Origin of the sequence: Mesorhizobium loti (genome assembly GCA_014189435.1) — a bacterium.
In the GTDB taxonomy this organism is placed as follows: Bacteria; Pseudomonadota; Alphaproteobacteria; order Rhizobiales; family Rhizobiaceae; genus Mesorhizobium; species Mesorhizobium loti_G.
Genome location: CP050293.1, coordinates 7197081 through 7215000 on the forward strand (window position 1 = coordinate 7197081; position 17920 = coordinate 7215000).

The 17920-nt window shown below is 63.8% G+C and carries 11 protein-coding genes and 1 pseudogene (1 of these 12 running past the window's edge); 9 read left to right on the forward strand and 3 right to left on the reverse strand.

Annotated elements, in window-relative coordinates; all coding sequences use genetic code 11:
• Positions 1–11: 11 nt before the first annotated feature.
• Positions 12–1892: a response regulator gene (locus HB777_34670; protein ID QND68584.1), complete on the reverse strand. Its 1881-nt coding sequence runs from the start codon at positions 1890–1892 to the stop codon at positions 12–14.
• Between the two features lie 234 nt (positions 1893–2126).
• Between HB777_34670 and HB777_34675 the strand changes: the two genes are divergently transcribed.
• From HB777_34675 to HB777_34710, 8 genes and pseudogenes are all read left to right on the forward strand, one after another.
• Positions 2127–3380, forward strand: coding sequence for an aspartate kinase (locus tag HB777_34675; GenBank protein ID QND68585.1), 1254 nt, complete (start codon positions 2127–2129; stop codon positions 3378–3380).
• A gap of 83 nt (positions 3381–3463) precedes the next feature.
• Positions 3464–5734 (forward strand): phosphoenolpyruvate--protein phosphotransferase, encoded by a 2271-nt coding sequence (gene ptsP, locus HB777_34680; protein QND68586.1) that lies wholly within the window; start codon positions 3464–3466, stop codon positions 5732–5734.
• 10 nt (positions 5735–5744) lie between these two features.
• Positions 5745–6824 carry a peptide chain release factor 1 gene (prfA, locus tag HB777_34685; GenBank protein QND68587.1) on the forward strand — a complete coding sequence of 360 codons (1080 nt, stop codon included), beginning with the start codon at positions 5745–5747 and terminating at the stop codon, positions 6822–6824.
• A complete protein-coding gene (gene prmC, locus HB777_34690; GenBank protein ID QND68588.1) occupies positions 6817–7689 on the forward strand; it encodes a peptide chain release factor N(5)-glutamine methyltransferase in 873 nt (290 codons plus the stop codon). Before prfA ends, prmC begins: the two co-directional genes overlap by 8 nt.
• A 303-nt stretch (positions 7690–7992) precedes the next feature.
• Positions 7993–8944: pseudogene (locus HB777_34695) on the forward strand (DUF4167 domain-containing protein).
• Between the two features lie 220 nt (positions 8945–9164).
• The gene (clpB, locus tag HB777_34700) at positions 9165–11771 is read left to right on the forward strand and encodes an ATP-dependent chaperone ClpB (protein QND68589.1); all 2607 of its coding nucleotides are present in this window, start codon (positions 9165–9167) and stop codon (positions 11769–11771) included.
• Between the two features lie 59 nt (positions 11772–11830).
• On the forward strand, positions 11831–12196 hold the full coding sequence (locus tag HB777_34705; protein QND68590.1) for an MmcQ/YjbR family DNA-binding protein: 366 nt from the start codon (positions 11831–11833) through the stop codon (positions 12194–12196).
• Between the two features lie 151 nt (positions 12197–12347).
• Positions 12348–13871 (forward strand): L,D-transpeptidase family protein, encoded by a 1524-nt coding sequence (locus tag HB777_34710; GenBank protein ID QND68591.1) that lies wholly within the window; start codon positions 12348–12350, stop codon positions 13869–13871.
• On the opposite strand, the gene HB777_34715 is transcribed toward HB777_34710, so the two are convergent.
• Positions 13845–14477: a DUF1211 domain-containing protein gene (locus HB777_34715; protein ID QND68592.1), complete on the reverse strand. Its 633-nt coding sequence runs from the start codon at positions 14475–14477 to the stop codon at positions 13845–13847. The two genes, HB777_34710 and HB777_34715, sit on opposite strands and share 27 nt — an antisense overlap.
• A 154-nt stretch (positions 14478–14631) precedes the next feature.
• Here HB777_34715 and HB777_34720 point away from each other — a divergent pair, with 154 nt between their 5' ends.
• Positions 14632–16191 carry an MFS transporter gene (locus tag HB777_34720; GenBank protein ID QND68593.1) on the forward strand — a complete coding sequence of 520 codons (1560 nt, stop codon included), beginning with the start codon at positions 14632–14634 and terminating at the stop codon, positions 16189–16191.
• Positions 16192–16213: 22 nt separating this feature from the next.
• Here the strand turns inward: HB777_34720 and HB777_34725 are convergent, their stop codons facing one another.
• Positions 16214–17920, reverse strand: partial view of a M23 family metallopeptidase gene (locus tag HB777_34725; GenBank protein ID QND68594.1) — the 3' portion only. 261 nt of this gene lie beyond the right edge of the window; only the last 1707 of its 1968 coding nucleotides appear in the window; its start codon lies off the right edge, out of view; the stop codon is at positions 16214–16216.

A 17920-nucleotide genomic window follows, 5' to 3' on the forward strand; every position in this document is an offset into this window, starting at 1 on the left:
GTCCGACGAAATCAGTCCGGTGTGCCTTGTTTCGTGTCCAGTACGTCGCGCAGTTTCGCCGCCAGTTGCTCGATGGTGAAGGGTTTGGCCAGGAAATGCACGTCATGGTCGAGCACGCCGTTGTGGACCACGGCGTTCCTGGTGAAGCCGGTGGTGAAGATCACTTTCAGCCCTGGCATGCGGGCAACCGCTTCTTCCGCCAGCTTGCGGCCGTTCATGACAGGCATGACGATATCGGTGAACAGAAGCGCGACATCAGGGTTTTCCGCCAGCTTCTGCAACGCTTCCTGGCCACTCGCGGCATCGATGACGGCGTAGCCGAGTTCGCGCAAGGCATCGGTGGTGGAGGCACGCACGCGGGCATCGTCCTCGACGACGAGGATCGTTTCGGAAACCGGTGCGGCGGGGCTGTCGCCTCGCCATGCGGGCATGGCGGGCTCCTCCGGGCCGAAATACCGCGGCAAGTAGATCTTGATCGTCGTGCCTTCGCCGGGTTCGGAATAGATCTTGACGTGGCCACCCGACTGTTTGACGAAGCCGAACACCTGGCTCAGCCCCAGGCCGGTGCCCTTGTTGACCGGCTTGGTGGTGAAAAAGGGCTCGAAGGCCCTGGCGATGATTTCGGGGGGCATGCCCGAACCGGTGTCGCTGACGGCGATCATCACATACTGGCCGGCCGCGACCTCGGCATGGGTGGCGGCGTAGCCGTCGTCGAGATGGCTGTTGGCGGTCTCGATGGTCAGCTTGCCGTCGTCGCCCATGGCGTCACGCGCGTTGACCGCCAGGTTGAGAATGGCGTTCTCGATCTGGCTCGGGTCGGCATGGGTTTTCCACAAGCCTCCCGCCAGCACGGTTTCGATGCGGATGGTTTCGCCGAGCGCGCGCCGGATCAGGTCCGACATTCCGGTCAGCAGACGGTTGGCGTCGACGATCTGCGGCGCCAGTGGCTGCTGGCGCGAGAAGGCGAGCAGCCGGGCGGTCAGATTGGCGGCACGGTTCGCCGCGTCTATCGCCGCTTCGATGAATTTTGCGATGTCGTGCTCGCCGCGCGCCAGCTTGCGCTGGGCGAGGTTCATGGCACTGATGATCACCGCCAGCATGTTGTTGAAATCGTGAGCGATACCGCCTGTGAGTTGACCGACCGCCTCCATCTTGTGCATCTGGCGGATCTGGGATTCGGCCTTTTCGCGCGTCTGGATTTCATTGCCCAGCGCGATGTTCTTGCGCACCAGCTCATCCTGGGCGACAGCCACCTCGTTGAAGCGGCGGCGCGATTCCCTGATCGTGTAGGCGCCAAGCAGGAAGATCGCCAGTAGCGCCGCCAGCGAACCGATGCGCAGCCAGGTCTCGACCTTGTCGGTATGCTCGTCGCGCGCGGCGACGGCGGCGGCGCCGATGCGTCGGATCGCATCCATGCTGGTCCGGATCTCGTCCATGACGGCCTTGCCCTGACCGCTGCGGACCAGATCCAGCGCCTTCGTCGCATTGCCCTGGTCGTACAGGGCAATCGTCTCGGCCATTTCAGCCTGCTTTTGCGAAAGCGCGTCCTTGATATGGTTGATCTGCTGGACGACCTGGTCGTCCGGGGCAGTCATGCTCTCGATGCGCGCAAGTTGCCCCGGAATGGCGCCGACAGCCCGCCGATAGGGTTCGAGATAGGATTTCTCGCCGGTCAGCAGATAGCCGCGCTGACCGCTCTCCGCGTCTTGCGCCAGCGAAACCAGGCCGGAAAGCAATTGCTGATATTCGATTGCCTCGCGCGCGGCGGCGCGATTGGCCCTCTGGCCCTCGACCAGCATGGCACGGCTGCCGACGATCAGCGCCAACACCGCGAAGCCAATGACAAGCGGGAGCGATTGCCATCGTGTGGCGCGTCGAAGACGAGCAATCATCTGCAATGCCGGACCAAAAGGAATTCCCCGCGGGCAGCATTTCGTAGGCGGCGGCGGGGTGGAACGCAATATGCCGTCTTCTTGAAGCCTGCAATCCGCCGCCAGCCTTGCGAAACCTTCATCATTTGGCTAAGGAGGCCGCGCATTCAACGGCCGGCGTCAGCCGGCCTTCCGCTATTCGGGATTCCCGCTGTTCTGGCTGGGTCCGGCTTCAGTCAAAGGCATTTCGCTTCCATGGCGCGCATCGTGATGAAATTCGGCGGAACCTCCGTCGCCGACATCGCCCGCATCCGCAACGTGGCGCGTCACGTCAAACGCGAGGTCGATGCCGGCCATGAGGTGGCGGTGGTCGTTTCGGCGATGGCAGGCAAGACCAATGAACTGGTCGGCTGGACGCGCGAGGCCTCGCCGATGCACGACGCACGCGAATATGACGCGGTCGTCGCTTCCGGCGAACAGGTCACGGCCGGCCTTCTGGCAATCACCTTGCAGAACATGGGCGTGCATGCCCGTTCGTGGCAGGGCTGGCAGATTCCGATCAAGACCGACAATGCGCATGGCGCGGCGCGCATCCTCGACATCGACGGTGCCTTCCTGGTCAAGCGCTTCGGCGAGGGCCAGGTGGCGGTGATCGCCGGTTTCCAGGGCATCGGCCCGGACAATCGCATAGCCACGCTCGGCCGCGGCGGCTCCGACACCAGCGCGGTGGCCATCGCCGCGGCGGTCAAGGCCGACCGTTGCGACATCTACACCGACGTCGACGGGGTCTACACCACCGATCCGCGCATGGAGCCCAAGGCGCGGCGGCTGGCCAAGATCTCGTTCGAGGAAATGCTTGAAATGGCCTCGCTCGGCGCCAAGGTTCTGCAGGTGCGTTCGGTCGAGCTTGCCATGGTGCACCGGGTGCGCACCTTCGTGCGGTCGTCCTTCGACGATCCCGATGCGCCCGGAATGGGGGATTTGCTCAATCCGCCCGGAACGCTCATTTGCGACGAGGAAGAGATCGTGGAACAGCAGGTCGTCACCGGAATTGCCTATGCCAAGGACGAGGCGCAGATTTCGCTGCGCCGGGTCGGCGACAGGCCGGGCGTTGCCGCCGGCATCTTCGGGCCGCTGGCCGAGGCCAACATCAATGTCGACATGATCGTCCAGAACATTTCCGAGGACGGCAAGTTCACCGACATGACCTTCACCGTGCCGTCGGGCGATGTCGACAAGGCGCTCGCCGTGCTCGAGCGGCTGAAAGCCGAGATCGGCTACGATGTCGTGCAGTCGGAAGCCGGCATGTCGAAGGTTTCGGTCATCGGCATCGGCATGAGGAGCCATGCCGGCGTCGCCGCCACCGCTTTCAAGGCGCTGGCCGACAAGTCGATCAACATCCGCGCCATCACGACCTCCGAGATCAAGATTTCGATCCTGATCGACGGTCCGTACACCGAACTTGCGGTTCGTACTTTGCATTCCGTCTACGGTCTGGATAAGCAGTAGCGAGAACGATTTGAGTTGTTGCGTGTGCGCCGGTCGCAGTGGAAACTGCGGCGGGCAGAATGCCCATTGGAGAAGAAGCCGCGATGCGTGATCAGGCCAGTGGCCCGCGCGTTTTGCTGAAACGGCTCCGCGAGCTCATGCAGGAGCCGCTGGAGCCGCAGGAGCGGCTTGACCGGATCGTGCGCGACATCGCCTCCAACATGGTCGCCGAAGTGTGCTCGCTTTATGTGCTGCGCGCCGATTCGGTGCTCGAACTCTACGCCACCGAAGGTTTGAACCCGAACGCCGTCCACCTGGCGCAGTTGCGATTGGGGCAAGGCCTGGTCGGCACGATCGCGGCCAGCGCGCGGCCACTCAACCTCTCCAATGCCCAGGAACACCCGGCTTTCGCCTATCTGCCGGAGACCGGGGAAGAGATCTACAACTCGTTCCTCGGCGTGCCGGTGCTGCGGGCAGGGCGCACGCTGGGCGTGCTTGTGGTGCAGAACAAGACCATGCGGCATTACCGCGACGACGAGGTCGAGGCGCTCGAAACCACGGCGATGGTGATCGCCGAGATGATCGCCACCGGCGATCTGGCGCGGCTGACCAGGCCCGGCCTCGAGCTCGATCTGCGCCGTCCGGTCAGCTTCACCGGCCTGTCCTTCAATGACGGCGTCGGGCTTGGCCATGTCGTGTTGCACGAGCCGCGTATCGTCGTCACCAATCTGTTCAACGAGGACAGCGAGGAAGAGGTTCGCCGGCTCGAAACCTCGCTCGGCTCGCTCAGGCTCTCGATAGATGACATGCTGGAGCGCCGCGACGTCGCCTTCGAGGGCGAGCATCGCCAGGTGCTGGAAGCCTATCGCATGTTCGCCAACGACCGCGGCTGGGTGCGCCGGCTGGAAGAGGCGATCCGCAACGGCCTGACGGCGGAAGCAGCCGTTGAAAAGGTGCAGAGCGACATGCGCGCCCGCATGCTGCACATGACCGATCCCTATCTGCGCGAGCGGATGAGCGATTTCGACGACCTCGCCAACCGCCTTCTGCGCCAGCTGATGGGACGTGGGCCGGAGGATGTCGCCGCATCGCTGCCGAAGGACGCCATCATCGTCGCCCGTTCGATGGGGGCCGCCGAGCTGCTCGACTATCCCAGGGACAAGATGCGCGGGCTGGTGCTCGAGGATGGTGCTGCGACCAGCCACGTCGTCATCGTCGCGCGGGCCATGGGCATCCCTGTCGCCGGCCAGATGAAGGGCGCCGTTTCCATGGCGGAAAACGGCGACGCCATCATCGTCGACGGCGAAGAGGGCGTGATCCATTTGCGGCCGCAGCCCGATCTCGAAGCCGCCTATGCCGAAAAGGTGCGTTTCCGGGCGCGCCGGCAAGAGGTCTATCGCGAGCTGCGCAAGAAGCCGTCGACGACCAGGGACGGTGTCCAGGTCGATCTGCTGATGAATGCCGGTCTTGCCGTCGACCTGCCGCAGCTGGCCGAAGCGGGTGCGGCCGGCATCGGCCTGTTCCGCACCGAACTGCAATTCATGGTCGCCTCGACATTTCCCCGTGCCGAAGCCCAGGAAAAGCTCTACCGCGACGTGCTCGAGGCTGCACGCGGCAAGCCGGTCACCTTCCGCACCATCGATATTGGCGGCGACAAGGTGCTGCCCTATTTCAAGGGCTCGATCCAGGAAGAGAACCCGGCGCTCGGCTGGCGGGCGATCCGCCTGACGCTTGACCGGCCGGGGCTGCTGCGCACCCAGATCCGCGCTCTGCTCAAGGCCAGTGGCGGGCGTGAATTGAAGCTTATGCTGCCGATGGTGACCGAACTTGGCGAGATCGCCCAGGCGCGCGAGATCATCGACCGCGAAGTGCGGCATCTGTCGCGTTTTGCCCATCATTTGCCAACCAGCCTGAAGCTGGGTGCGATGCTTGAAGTGCCGTCGCTCCTGTTCCAGCTCGACGAACTGATGAAGGCGGTCGACTTCGTCTCGGTAGGCTCGAACGATCTGTTCCAGTTCGTCATGGCTGTCGACCGCGGCAACACGCAATTGGCCAACCGCTTCGACACGCTGTCGGCGCCGTTCCTGCGCGTCCTGAAGCAGATCGCCGATGCCGGTGTCCGCAACCACACGCCGGTCACCCTGTGCGGCGAACTCGCCGGCAAACCCATTTCCGCCATGGCGCTGATCGGCCTCGGCTTCCGTTCGATCTCGATGTCACCGGCTTCGATCGGCCCGGTCAAGGCAATGCTGACGGAACTGCCGCTGGATGAGTTGGAGGCGTTCTTCGACGACAATCTGATGGCGCCGGCGCAGGGCTTGCCGATGCGGGCGCTGCTGCAGGCCTTCGCCGACGACCGTTCGATTCCATTGTAGTACCCTCATCATGGTCAACCTGCCCCGCGATCGTATGGATCAAGTCGTCAAGCGTTTCGAGATGCTCGAAGCGCAGATGTCGGCCGGCCCGGCGGCCGATGCCTATGTGCGCATGGCGTCCGAATATGCCGAAATCCAGGACATGGTAGCCAAGGTCAGGGCACTGCGCCTGGCCGAGCATGAGCAGGCCGACCTCGAAGCCATGCTTGCCGACAAGGGCACCGACGCCGAGATGCGGGCGCTCGCCGAGGCCGACCTGCCGGAGGTCGAGGATCGCATCGAAACGCTGCAGAAGGACATCCAGATCCTGCTGTTGCCCAAGGATGCCGCCGACGACAAGAACGCCATTCTCGAAATCCGCGCCGGCACCGGCGGCGATGAGGCGGCGCTTTTCGCCGGCGACCTGTTTCGGATGTATGAGCGCTACGCCGCCGAACGCGGCTGGCGTTTCGAGACGGCCTCGGCCAGCGATGGCGATGCCGGCGGTTTCAAGGAAATCATCGCCACGGTGTCGGGCAAGGGCGTCTTCGCGCATCTGAAATTCGAATCCGGCGTGCACCGTGTGCAGCGTGTGCCGGCGACTGAGGCCAGCGGGCGCATCCACACGTCGGCGGCAACCGTCGCGGTGCTGCCCGAAGCCGAAGAGGTCGACATCGACATCAGGGCCGAAGACATCCGCATCGACACGATGCGCGCCTCGGGCTCGGGCGGCCAGCACGTCAACACCACCGATTCGGCTGTCCGCATCACCCATTTGCCGACCGGCATCATGGTGGTGCAAGCGGAAAAGTCGCAGCACCAGAATCGCGCCAAGGCGATGCAGATCCTGCGCGCCCGGCTCTATGACCTCGAACGCGGCAAGGCGGATGAGGAGCGCTCCGAATCGCGCAAGTCGCAGGTCGGTTCCGGCGACCGCTCGGAACGCATCCGGACCTACAATTTCCCGCAAGGCCGCGTCACCGACCACCGCATCAACCTGACGCTCTACAAGCTCGACCGGGTAATGATGGGCGAACTCGACGAGATCATCAACGCGCTGATCGCCGATCACCAGTCGAAGCTGCTCGCCGATATCGGCATCGATGGCTGATCCCGAGACGCTGGGGCAGGTGCTGCGGGAAGCGCAGGCTCGGCTTGCCGCTGTCGCTATCGATGACCCGGCGCTCGATGCGAGGCTGATCGTCGAGCATTTTTCCGGTACGACCCGCACGCAAGCCATCGCGGACCCCGAACGCAAGGTCGACGCCGGCGTTGTTGCCGAAATCGATGCCGCCTTGCGACGCCGCGCCGGTGGCGAGCCGGTGCACCGCATCCTCGGCTATCGAGAATTCTACGGTTTGCGCCTGTCGCTGTCGCCGGAAACGCTGGAACCGCGGCCGGATACCGAAACGCTGGTCGATGCGATGCTGCCTTTCGTCAGGGCCTTGGCAGTCCGGGAAGGAGAATGCCGCATTCTCGATCTTGGCACCGGCACCGGCGCCATTGCACTGGCCCTGCTCAGCGCCGTGCCGACAGCCAACGCCACCGGCGTCGATCTGTCCGCGGGTGCGCTGGCGACGGCAACCCGCAATGCCGGGCAACTGGGCCTTGCGGGCCGGTTCACGGCGCTCCAGTCGAACTGGTTCGAAAAAGTTTCCGGCCGGTACCATGTAATTGCCGCAAACCCTCCCTATATACCTTCCGAAGACATTGGAAATCTGCAGGACGAAGTCCGCAATTTCGACCCGCGCCTGGCCTTGGATGGCGGCGCGGACGGTCTGAACCCCTACAGGATCATCGCCGCGGAGGCGGCAAGGTTTTTGGAAACTGAAGGCAGGATTGCGGTCGAGATCGGCCATACACAGTGCAATGAGGTCTGCGAAATATTCGCTGTCGCCGGCTATAGGCCGGGCGGTGTTTTTCGCGACCTTGGTGGAAACGACAGGGTTATTGTCTTTGAAAGGATAAAGCCTTGACGCAGTGCAAAAAAGCGCTTGGCAATGCCGGGGAATGCGGCTAGGGTCGCCTTAACCGGATGAGACGAAGCAGGCAGTGCTCTTAGCGATTCGGTTTTCCTTTGAAATAGCTGCCTTCTTGCGCAAACGATGCCCAAGCTTCGTGCGGGAATCGTCCGGCAAGTGATGTAACCGGAACAGGATGGCACGTGGCGCCAACGCAATCGATGCGGGCGAACGCCGGTGAAGAGACGAAACGGCTGGCTGCATGAGCGCCTCCGTTCGTGAAGAGTTTTTCGAAAATTTCAAAATGAAGAGAGTTTGATGAGGCCACAACAGCAGAACAGGCGCATGCGCGGTCGCAACAACAATGGCGGCGGCGGTGGTAACAATAACAACAATAATAACAACAACAACCGCAAGGGACCTAATCCCCCTGACGCGCAACTACGAGAGCAATGGCCCGGACGTGAAGATCCGCGGTTCGGCTCAGCAGATCGCCGAAAAATACGCCACCCTTGCCCGTGATGCGCAAAGCTCCGGCGATCGGGTCATGGCGGAGAACTATCTCCAGCACGCCGAGCATTACAACCGCATCATCGCGGCCGCGCAGGCGCAGATGCCGATCCAGAACGCGCAGCAGAATCGCGATGATTTCGACGATGACGGCGACGAGGATCGCGACGATTTCGACAATGCCGGCAACAACAGCAACACTGTCTCCGATGCTCAGGTTCCGGTGGCCAACCATGGCGCCGGCCCGCAGCCGGTCATCGAAGGCATGCCGGCCGAGGTCGCGCTCAACCGGGAAGGTGGCCGCGAGAACCGCGATAACAATGGTAGCCGTGACAACAATGGCCGCAACAATGGTGGCCGCGACAACAATGGCGCACGCCATCGCGATCGTCGCCCCAATGGCGGTTACGGCCAGAACGGCCAGCGCGACTTCGGTTCGTCCGTGGAGCAAGGTGGTCAGCCCCAGCGCAACGAGGCTCCGATCGAGGCCGAAGCCGCTTCGCCGACCGAGTCCGTTGCAGCGGCCGAACCGGCTCCGTTGTTCGAGAACCTGTCGCCGGCAGGTCTTGCCGCCCAGGCCGAACTCAACGAGGCGGCCGCCGAAAGCGGTGCTGCCCGTCGCCCGAGGCGTCCGCGCCGTCCGCGCGTGAATGCCGATCAGGTCGACGGCGGCAGCGATAATGCCGATACCGGCGCGGTGGCAGCTAGCCCGGTCGACAGCGGCAATGCCGAACCGGTCATTGTCGACATCGACAACTGATCGAACGACATTTCAAGGCGTTGAGCGGCGGGGAGAAATCTCCGCCGTTTTTGTTTTGGGCGGCGGTGCAATATTATGCGGTTGCCGGTATCGAGACGTCTTGAGGGTTCGGGGCCTGTGCACCATATCAGCCTCAACTGGACCCGGCTCGAATGGGCGGGTCCGTCACCGCAATCGGATCCGGTGCCGCAAAGCGGGCCGGTGATGGAAGGAGACAGATATGAACCTTGAGAAATACTCGGAGCGCGTGCGCGGCTTCATCCAGTCCGCGCAGACCATGGCGCTCTCCCGCAACCACCAGCAATTCACCCCCGAACACATCCTGAAAGTGCTCGTCGACGACGACGAGGGCCTGGCCGCGTCGCTGATCGAACGCGCCGGCGGCAACGTCCGCGACGTCAAGCTTGGCGTCGAGACGGCGCTCGAAGCGATGCCCAAGGTCGAGGGCGGCAATGGCCAACTCTATCTGGCGCAGCCGCTGGCAAAAGTGTTCTCGACCGCCGAGGAGCTGGCCAAGAAAGCCGGCGACAGCTTTGTCACGGTAGAGCGGCTCCTGCAGGCGCTCGCCATGGAAAAGTCGGCCAAGACCGCCGACATACTGGCCAAGGCCGGCGTCACCGCGCAGGCGCTCAACCAGGTCATCAACGATGTCCGCAAGGGCCGCACCGCCGATTCGGCGAGTGCCGAACAGGGTTACGACGCGCTGAAGAAATACGCGCGCGACCTGACCGCCGATGCCCGCGCCGGCAAGCTCGATCCGGTCATCGGCCGTGACGACGAGATTCGCCGCACCATCCAGGTGCTGTCGCGCCGCACCAAGAACAATCCGGTGCTGATCGGCGAACCGGGCGTCGGCAAGACGGCGATCGCCGAGGGCCTGGCGCTGCGCATCGTCAATGGCGACGTGCCGGAATCGCTGAAGGACAAGCAATTGATGGCGCTCGACATGGGCGCGCTGATTGCCGGCGCCAAATATCGCGGCGAGTTCGAGGAGCGGCTGAAGGCCGTGCTCTCCGAAGTCACTTCGGCCAACGGCAACATCATCCTGTTCATCGACGAGATGCACACGCTGGTCGGCGCCGGCAAGGCGGATGGCGCCATGGATGCGTCGAACCTCCTGAAGCCGGCCCTGGCGCGCGGCGAGCTGCACTGCGTCGGCGCGACCACGCTCGATGAATATCGCAAGCATGTCGAGAAGGACGCAGCCCTTGCCCGCCGCTTCCAGCCGGTGTTCGTCGATGAGCCGACGGTGGAAGACACCGTTTCGATCCTGCGCGGCCTGAAGGAGAAGTACGAGCAACACCACAAGGTGCGGATTTCGGATTCGGCGCTGGTGGCGGCGGCGACGCTGTCCAACCGCTACATCGCCGATCGCTTCCTGCCCGACAAGGCAATCGACCTGGTCGACGAAGCCGCATCGCGGCTGCGCATGCAGGTCGATTCCAAGCCCGAGGCGCTGGACGAGATCGACCGCCGCATCATGCAGCTCAAGATCGAGCGCGAGGCGCTGAAGGTCGAGACGGACGACGCCTCGAAGGACCGGCTCGCCCGCCTGGAAAAGGAACTCGTCGGCCTCGAGGAGGAATCAACCGAGATCACCGCCAAATGGCAGGCCGAGAAGCAGAAGCTCGGTCTGGCCGCCGATCTCAAGAAGCAGCTCGACGAGGCGCGCAACGATCTTGCCATTGCCCAGCGCAAGGGCGAGTTCCAGCGCGCCGGCGAGCTTGCCTATGGCAAGATCCCGGAACTGGAAAAGAAGCTGAAGGAGGCCGAGGCCCAGGACGGCAAGGTCGGCATGGTCGAAGAGGTGGTCACCCCCGACCACGTCGCCCATATCGTCTCGCGCTGGACCGGCATTCCGGTCGACAAGATGCTGCAGGGCGAGCGCGACAAGCTGCTGCGCATGGAGGACGAGATCGGCAAGCGGGTCGTCGGCCAGGGCGAGGCGGTGCAAGCCGTTTCCAAAGCGGTGCGGCGCGCCCGCGCCGGCCTGCAGGATCCGAACCGGCCGATCGGCTCGTTCATGTTCCTCGGGCCGACGGGTGTCGGCAAGACCGAACTGACCAAGGCACTCGCCAATTTCCTGTTCGACGACGAGAGCGCCATGGTGCGCATCGACATGTCGGAGTTCATGGAGAAGCACTCGGTCGCCCGGCTGATCGGCGCGCCTCCCGGCTATGTCGGCTATGAGGAAGGTGGCGCGCTGACCGAAGCGGTGCGGCGCAGGCCCTATCAGGTCGTGCTGTTCGACGAGATCGAGAAGGCGCATCCGGATGTCTTCAACGTGTTGTTGCAGGTGCTCGATGACGGCCGTCTCACCGACGGCCAGGGCCGCACCGTCGATTTCCGCAACACGCTGATCATCATGACCTCGAATCTCGGCGCAGAGTATCTCGTCAATCTCCGCGAGGACCAGGATGTCGATGAGGTTCGCGACGAGGTGATGAATGTCGTCAAGGCGTCGTTCCGGCCGGAGTTCCTCAACCGCGTCGACGAGGTGATCCTGTTCCACCGGCTGCGCCGGCAGGATATGGGCCGCATCGTCGAGATCCAGCTCAAGCGGCTGGAGAGCCTGCTTGTCGACCGCAAGATCACGCTGTCGCTGGACCAGGAGGCGGTCGATTGGCTGGCGGCGAAGGGCTACGACCCGGCCTATGGCGCGCGGCCGCTGAAGCGGGTGATGCAGAAGGAATTGCAGGATCCGCTGGCGGAGAAGATCCTGCTCGGCGACATCCTCGACGGCTCGACCGTCAAGGTGACAGCCGGTTCCGATCGGCTGAACTTCCGCTCGAAGCCGACGATCGTCGCCGCGGAAGCGGCAGCCTGATCCTAACGCCGCGCGTCCATGCTGGACGCGCGGCGTTTTCATACAAACGTGGGGGGCGGATGACACTGGACGACTACAACAGCTTCTGCGCCTCGCTGCCCGCGACAAACCATGTCGTCCAGTGGGGCGGCGCCCATGTCTGGAAGGTCGGGACCAAGATGTTTGCGATCGGCGGCTGGGACCAGGGCCAGCAGCTCTTCGTTACCTTCAAATGCTCCGATATCGCCTATGATGTGCTCAAGGAGCAGCCAGGCCTGCGGCCTGCGCCCTATCTCGCCTCGCGCGGCATGACGTGGATCCAGCGTCGGACAAGCCAGAGCATGGATGATGCTGCGCTGAAGGACTATCTGCGCGAGAGCCATCGCCTTGTCGCCCTGAAGCTTACCAGGCAGGCGCGCAAGGAATTGGGACTCGCCGCAAACTAGCGAATATTCCTCGACGCGCCGGAGAACCGCCATCTTCATGCCCGGTTCATGTTGGAACCATATGGTGTGTAACTGGTTTGCTGGCGAAGGGGTTCGCCTTACAGGGACACTGCCGGGCGGCGGCAATTACGGACCGGAGAGTTTGGCTACCATGTTCCGCACGATCTTGACTCTTTCGGCCCTGGCCGTCGGGATGTCCTTTTCAGGCGCGTTCGCCGCCCCGACGCAGGACAGCGCGCAGCCGATTGTCCGCGCTGCCAATGATGGCGGCATCCTGCTCGCCCAGGACGGCAATGTGGACATCTATTACGACGCCAGGGGCAATCGCGTCATCGTCGATGCCGATTCCGGCAAGGTCATCGCCATCCAGCCGCCGCAGACCCGGCTCGATCGCCGCGTGTTGCGCCGGGAGACGCGTCTGCGCGAGTTGGGGCGCGCGCCCAACCCCGACGACCGCTACTATCTCGACGATCCGGAAGACATGGCGCGGTTCCGCCGCAAGCAGTTGGAGGAGGAAGGCCGGGTCATCCCGCCGCCGTCGGACGAATCCGATCCCTACGGGGACAATTCGGTCGACGCCTATCCGCCGGCACCGCAGGACGATGGCAACTACGACAACAATTACCCCGATGCGCCGCAGCCGGCAAAACCGGGTACCATCAAGCGTCAGCCGCTGAACGAGGCTTCGATAGACCCTGCCCAGCCGGCAGATTCCACCGAAGAGGTCGCGCCCGCCGACCAGGCGGCACTGCCGCCCAAGGCTGGCGACAAGACCACTGTCGCCCCGGCGCTTTCGCTGGGAGCGCGCCAGGATGTCGCCGCACTTCAGGTGCTGCTCGACCGCGGTGGCGCTTCGCCTGGCGTCATCGATGGGCGTTTCGGTTCGAATGTCGACAAGGCGCTCGCCGCCTACAACCAGATCACCGGCAGCAATCTGCGATCGACCGATGCGGTTGGCATCCAGGCGGCACTGGCGCAATCCGGCGGCGATGCCTTCGCCAACTACACCATCACGCCGGAAGATGCGGCCGGTCCCTACGTCGCCTCGATCCCTGAAGACTACAGCCAGAAGGCGCAGCTCGACCGCATGGCCTACACGTCGGTGACCGAGGCGCTGGCGGAGCGCTTCCACATGGACGAGAATTATCTCAAGGCGCTCAACCCGGAGCTCAACTTCAATCGCCCCGGCACGATCATCAAGGTCGCCAATTTCGGCAGGCTGGTCTCGACGCCGGTTGCCCGCATCGTCGCCGACAAGGACAAGAAAGAGGTTTTCGCCTATGATGCCGGCGGCAAGCTGGTGGCAGCCTATCCCGCCACCATCGGCTCGTCGGATACGCCGTCGCCGTCCGGCACGCATACGGTGTCGCGCGTCGCGCTCGATCCGAACTACACCTACAACCCCAGCATCAATTTCAAGCAGGGCCAGAACGACAAGGTCCTGACCATTCCGCCGGGCCCGAACGGCCCGGTCGGCTCGGTCTGGATCGCCCTGGACAAGCCGACCTACGGCATCCACGGCACACCGGACCCATCGAAGATCGGCAAGACCGAAAGCCATGGCTGCGTGCGCCTGACCAACTGGGATGCGCGGGAACTGGCCAAACTGGTGTCGCCAGGTGTGACGGTGGAGTTTGTCGGCGGACCTTCAGCCGATGACTTTGCGCAGCAGTGAACTGCGAAGTGCGGTGGCATAGACCAACTGCACGACCAGAATGAAGCCGATGCCGAGCAAGGGACTGATGAGTGAGAGTGCGGCGCCGAGCGCCCACAGGATTTGTGCCTTGACGATGCGCAGATAGACCGTGCGTTTCGTTTCCGCATCGACGTCCTCTGCCACGAAGCCGTTTTTCTCCGCATAGCGCCAGCTGGCGAACAGCGTGACGCCGAGCATCAGCAGATTGAGCCAGTAGACCAGCACCGCGGTTCTGAACTCGAGGAAGTCTGCCAGAAGGTCGGTCGAGAACGGCAGCAGGGCGATGAAGGCGAGAAAGCAGAGGTTCAGCGTGGCAAGCCGTCTGTCGGACTTGGCGATCAGACCATGCTGCGCCTGCTGGCCGAACCAGAAGATGGTCAGCGTCAGGAAGCTCAAGGCGTAAGTCAGGAAACGCGGCGCCAGTGCAGCGATCGCGGCAACCAGCTCGCGTTCGGAATGGATCGCCTTGTGCGCCGGCACCCTGATTTCCAGAACGATCAGGGTGAGCGCGATGGCGAACACCCCGTCGGTGATGCCGACGATACGGCCGCGTCCCTCCGCCGATGCCTCAAGTGGCCGCTTCATCGATGTCTCCCCGCCTGCATCTTTCCAGAAAACCTAGCACGGCTGCCGCCGTTTGCATCCGGATAGGGGGCGACCCTGGCCAACTGGCTGGTTTCAAGGACGGCAAGCCACTGGCCGGTTGTTGCCTGTGCGCTGGGGGTCTAAGCAAGGTTCCATGCATTCACCGAGCGAAGCCGCCGCCGTCCCGTTGACCAGCCCGGTCACGAATGGAACGTTCTGTCCGCAGTCGCAGCGGCGCTTCGTGCTCATCGCGGCAATCCTGGCCTCGGCGCTCGGCTTCATCGACGGTTCGATCCTGGCCATCGCCACACCGGCCATCCGCGTCAACCTCGGCGCCAGCCTGGCTGAGGCGCAGTGGATTTCAAATGCCTATGCGTTGACGCTCTCAGCGCTGATCCTAGCCGGTGGCGCTGCCGGCGATCGATTCGGCCTGCGCCGCGCCTTCGTGGCGGGCATTGCGTTGTTCATTGTCGCTTCGCTTGCCTGTGCGCTGGCGCCGAATGCGGTGGTGCTGATCGCATTTCGTGCCGTCCAGGGCATTGGTGCGGCGATCATGGTGCCGGGCAGTCTCGCCATCATCGCCAAAGCCTACCCGAAAAAGGAACGCGGGCGCGCCATCGGCATCTGGGCGGCGGCTTCGGCGCTGACCACGGCACTTGGCCCGGTGCTTGGCGGCTTCGTGCTGTCGGCTTTCGGCGACGGCATCTGGCGGGCGATCTTCGCCATCAACCTGCCGCTCGGCCTGATCTCGATCTATCTGCTGCTGGCCAAGATTCCAGCCGACGCGCCGACGGAGAAACGCAGCCTGGATCTCGGCGGCGCCGCGCTCGCGACATTGGCCTTCGGCGCGCTCGCTTACGGGCTGACCTCAATGAGCGCCAGCGGTGAGGGCCGCATGGCCGGGCCGAGCATTGCCGCCGGCGTCGTATTGCTGGCGGTCTTCATCGTCTTCGAACTCCGGCAGCGCGAGCCGATGATCGATCTTAGCCTGTTTCGCGTCGGCGCTTTCGCCGGCGCCAATGTCGCGACGCTCTTCCTCTATTTCGCGCTGTCGGCCAATCTTTTCTATCTGCCGATGCTGCTGATCGCCGGCTGGGGTCTGAGCACGGCCGAGGTCGGCTTCATCTTCCTGCCCCTGTCGGCGTCGATCGCACTTTTGTCTGGACCGGTCGGCCAGCTGTCGGACCGGATCGGCCCACGTTTTCCGATCGCCTGCGGCAGCCTCGTCGTGGCTTTCGCCTTTGCCGGACTTGCCTTGCTCACCCATGCCGGCATGCACAATTTCTGGACAGGAACATTCCCGTTGATGGCGCTGATGGGACTCGGCATGGCGCTGGTGGTGTCGCCATTGTCGACTGCGATCATGACGGCGGTGGAAGACAAGGATACGGGTGCGGCCTCCGGCATCAACAATGCCGTCTCGCGCATCGGCGGTCTGATCGCGGTGGCGGCGATGGGTTCGCTCGCCGCCTGGGTCTACGCGAATGCACTGGATGGGAACGCAACGCCCGGCGTGCCTGGCTTTGGCGAGCCGGCGACGGGTGGACTTGCACCCGCCGTCGATGCGGCAAGGCTCGCCGCCAGCGACGTTGCGTTTGCAGCCGTCTCTTCGGTGACCGCGCTGCTTTGCCTGCTTGCGGCTGTTATCGCCTGGACGACCATTTCCGGGGAGCGGCTGCCATGGTCGCGGCGCGTCGAGAATCCGCAGGGCTGAGAAATCTAAAAAGCCCGACGGATCAACCGTCGATCTTGGCGCTCGCGACTTTCAGCGAATCGCTGTCTTCCTGCTTCAGCAGTTCGTCGATTCGCTCGCGTTCACGCTTGAAGGCGACGAGGTCATCGCCCTTGAGCACCTTGCCGACAGGCAAGCGGACCCGCATCGGATCGACCTTGGTGCCGTTGACGATCAGCTCGTAGTGAAGATGCGGACCTGTGGCGAGGCCGGTCTGGCCGAGGAAGCCGATGGTCTGGCCCTGGCGCACATGCACGCCCGGTTCGATGCCTTTGGCAAAAGCGCTCTGGTGATTGTAGGACGTCTCATAGCCATTGGCATGCCGGATGATGATCTGTTTGCCATAGCCGCCGGCCCAGCCAACCTTCTCGACAGTGCCGTTGCCGGCGGCGATGATCGGCGTGCCGATCGGCGCGGACCAGTCGACGCCGGTGTGCATGCGGACATAGCCGAGGATCGGATGCTTGCGCGCGCCGAACCCGGAGCGGAATTTCCCGGCGGGCAGGGGATTGCGCAACAGGAATTGCTCGGCGCTCGAGCCGTCCTCGTCGAAATAGTCAGTGCCGCCGTCCTGCATCTGAAAGCGGTAGAAGTTGCGCGTTTGACCGCCGAACGTCGCCGAGACGTAGAGAAGCTCGGAGCTGTCCGAGGTCTGGTCGTCGCCATCGGGCTGCGAGAACAGGACTTCGATGCGGTCGGCGGGGTTGAGGCGGGACTGGAAGTCGACGTCGGACGCCAGCAGCTTGATCAGCCGCTGCGTCATCGCCTTGGACATGCCGTAGGAATAGGCGGCGCGATAGATGCCGTCATAGACATTGGGCAGGTTGCCGCGCACCACCACCGGCGCCGACGAATCATCGAAGGCCGTCAGCAATTCGGGGTTTGGATCCGGCTCCTGCGCGGGCACATACTGGCCGCGATCGTCGAGCGCGATGGTGACGATGTGCTGGGTTCGGTCGTAGACGCTGGTGCGCACGACCTTGGCGTCATCGCCGTGAACCTCCAGGCCGACACGCAGCACGGTTCCGGCCTTGAGCGCTGTCGCGTTCAGCAGCTTGGCGATGGCTTCGGCCATGCCGGTGGCGTCTTCACCCGTGTAGCCCGAATCAGCAAAAGCCTCGGTGACGTCGAGATCCTTGGTGAAGGGGATGATTTCCTCGGCGAAAGCCGGCGCCTGGTCGTCGGCGGTGGCGCGCGGCGCCACCGAGACGTTTTCCGGCACGATCTTGACGTCGTAGGAGCCAGCCATGCTCTCGGCAAAGGCTTCGCCGAATCGCTGCGGGTCGACATAGTGGAGTGAAGCGACCTGCACGGCGCCGTCGCTGAGGTCGGTGCCGGCTTCGCGCACCACCTTTTCCACCTCGTCGGCGGACAGGTCGCTCTTCTCATCGAAGGAAGCCGTCTCGATCGGGAAATCGACGGTCTTCAGGCTCATCTCGCTTTCGACCTTGGCGCCATAGATCTGGCCGGAAGCGGCAGAGGCGGTCGCCGGCTGGGCACTGTCGTCGCTGTCGTCGCCGAACACCTGCATCGGGTCAAAGGGCGGGTAGGCGCGGCTGGTGGTGTGGCCGGCGGCCAGCGCCATCTTGATCTGCACGAAAGGCATGGTGTGGATGACGTCGCGGTCGCCGACCTTGGTGACCATCGACACCTCCATACGCCGGCGATCCTTGGCTTTGGCGATCTGACGCGGCGCCACCAGCCTGGTCGT

Excerpts from the sequence above, each read along its gene's own strand:
- HB777_34710 (QND68591.1), top strand. The coding sequence starts at position 12,348 with ATGTTCCGCACGATCTTGACTCTTTCGGCCCTGGCCGTCGGGATGTCC.
- HB777_34715 (QND68592.1), bottom strand. The coding sequence starts at position 14,477 with ATGAAGCGGCCACTTGAGGCATCGGCGGAGGGACGCGGCCGTATCGTC.
- prfA (QND68587.1), top strand. The coding sequence starts at position 5,745 with ATGGTCAACCTGCCCCGCGATCGTATGGATCAAGTCGTCAAGCGTTTC.
- HB777_34705 (QND68590.1), top strand. The coding sequence starts at position 11,831 with ATGACACTGGACGACTACAACAGCTTCTGCGCCTCGCTGCCCGCGACA.
- clpB (QND68589.1), top strand. The coding sequence starts at position 9,165 with ATGAACCTTGAGAAATACTCGGAGCGCGTGCGCGGCTTCATCCAGTCC.
- ptsP (QND68586.1), top strand. The coding sequence starts at position 3,464 with ATGCGTGATCAGGCCAGTGGCCCGCGCGTTTTGCTGAAACGGCTCCGC.
- HB777_34675 (QND68585.1), top strand. The coding sequence starts at position 2,127 with ATGGCGCGCATCGTGATGAAATTCGGCGGAACCTCCGTCGCCGACATC.
- HB777_34720 (QND68593.1), top strand. The coding sequence starts at position 14,632 with ATGCATTCACCGAGCGAAGCCGCCGCCGTCCCGTTGACCAGCCCGGTC.
- HB777_34670 (QND68584.1), bottom strand. The coding sequence starts at position 1,892 with ATGATTGCTCGTCTTCGACGCGCCACACGATGGCAATCGCTCCCGCTT.
- prmC (QND68588.1), top strand. The coding sequence starts at position 6,817 with ATGGCTGATCCCGAGACGCTGGGGCAGGTGCTGCGGGAAGCGCAGGCT.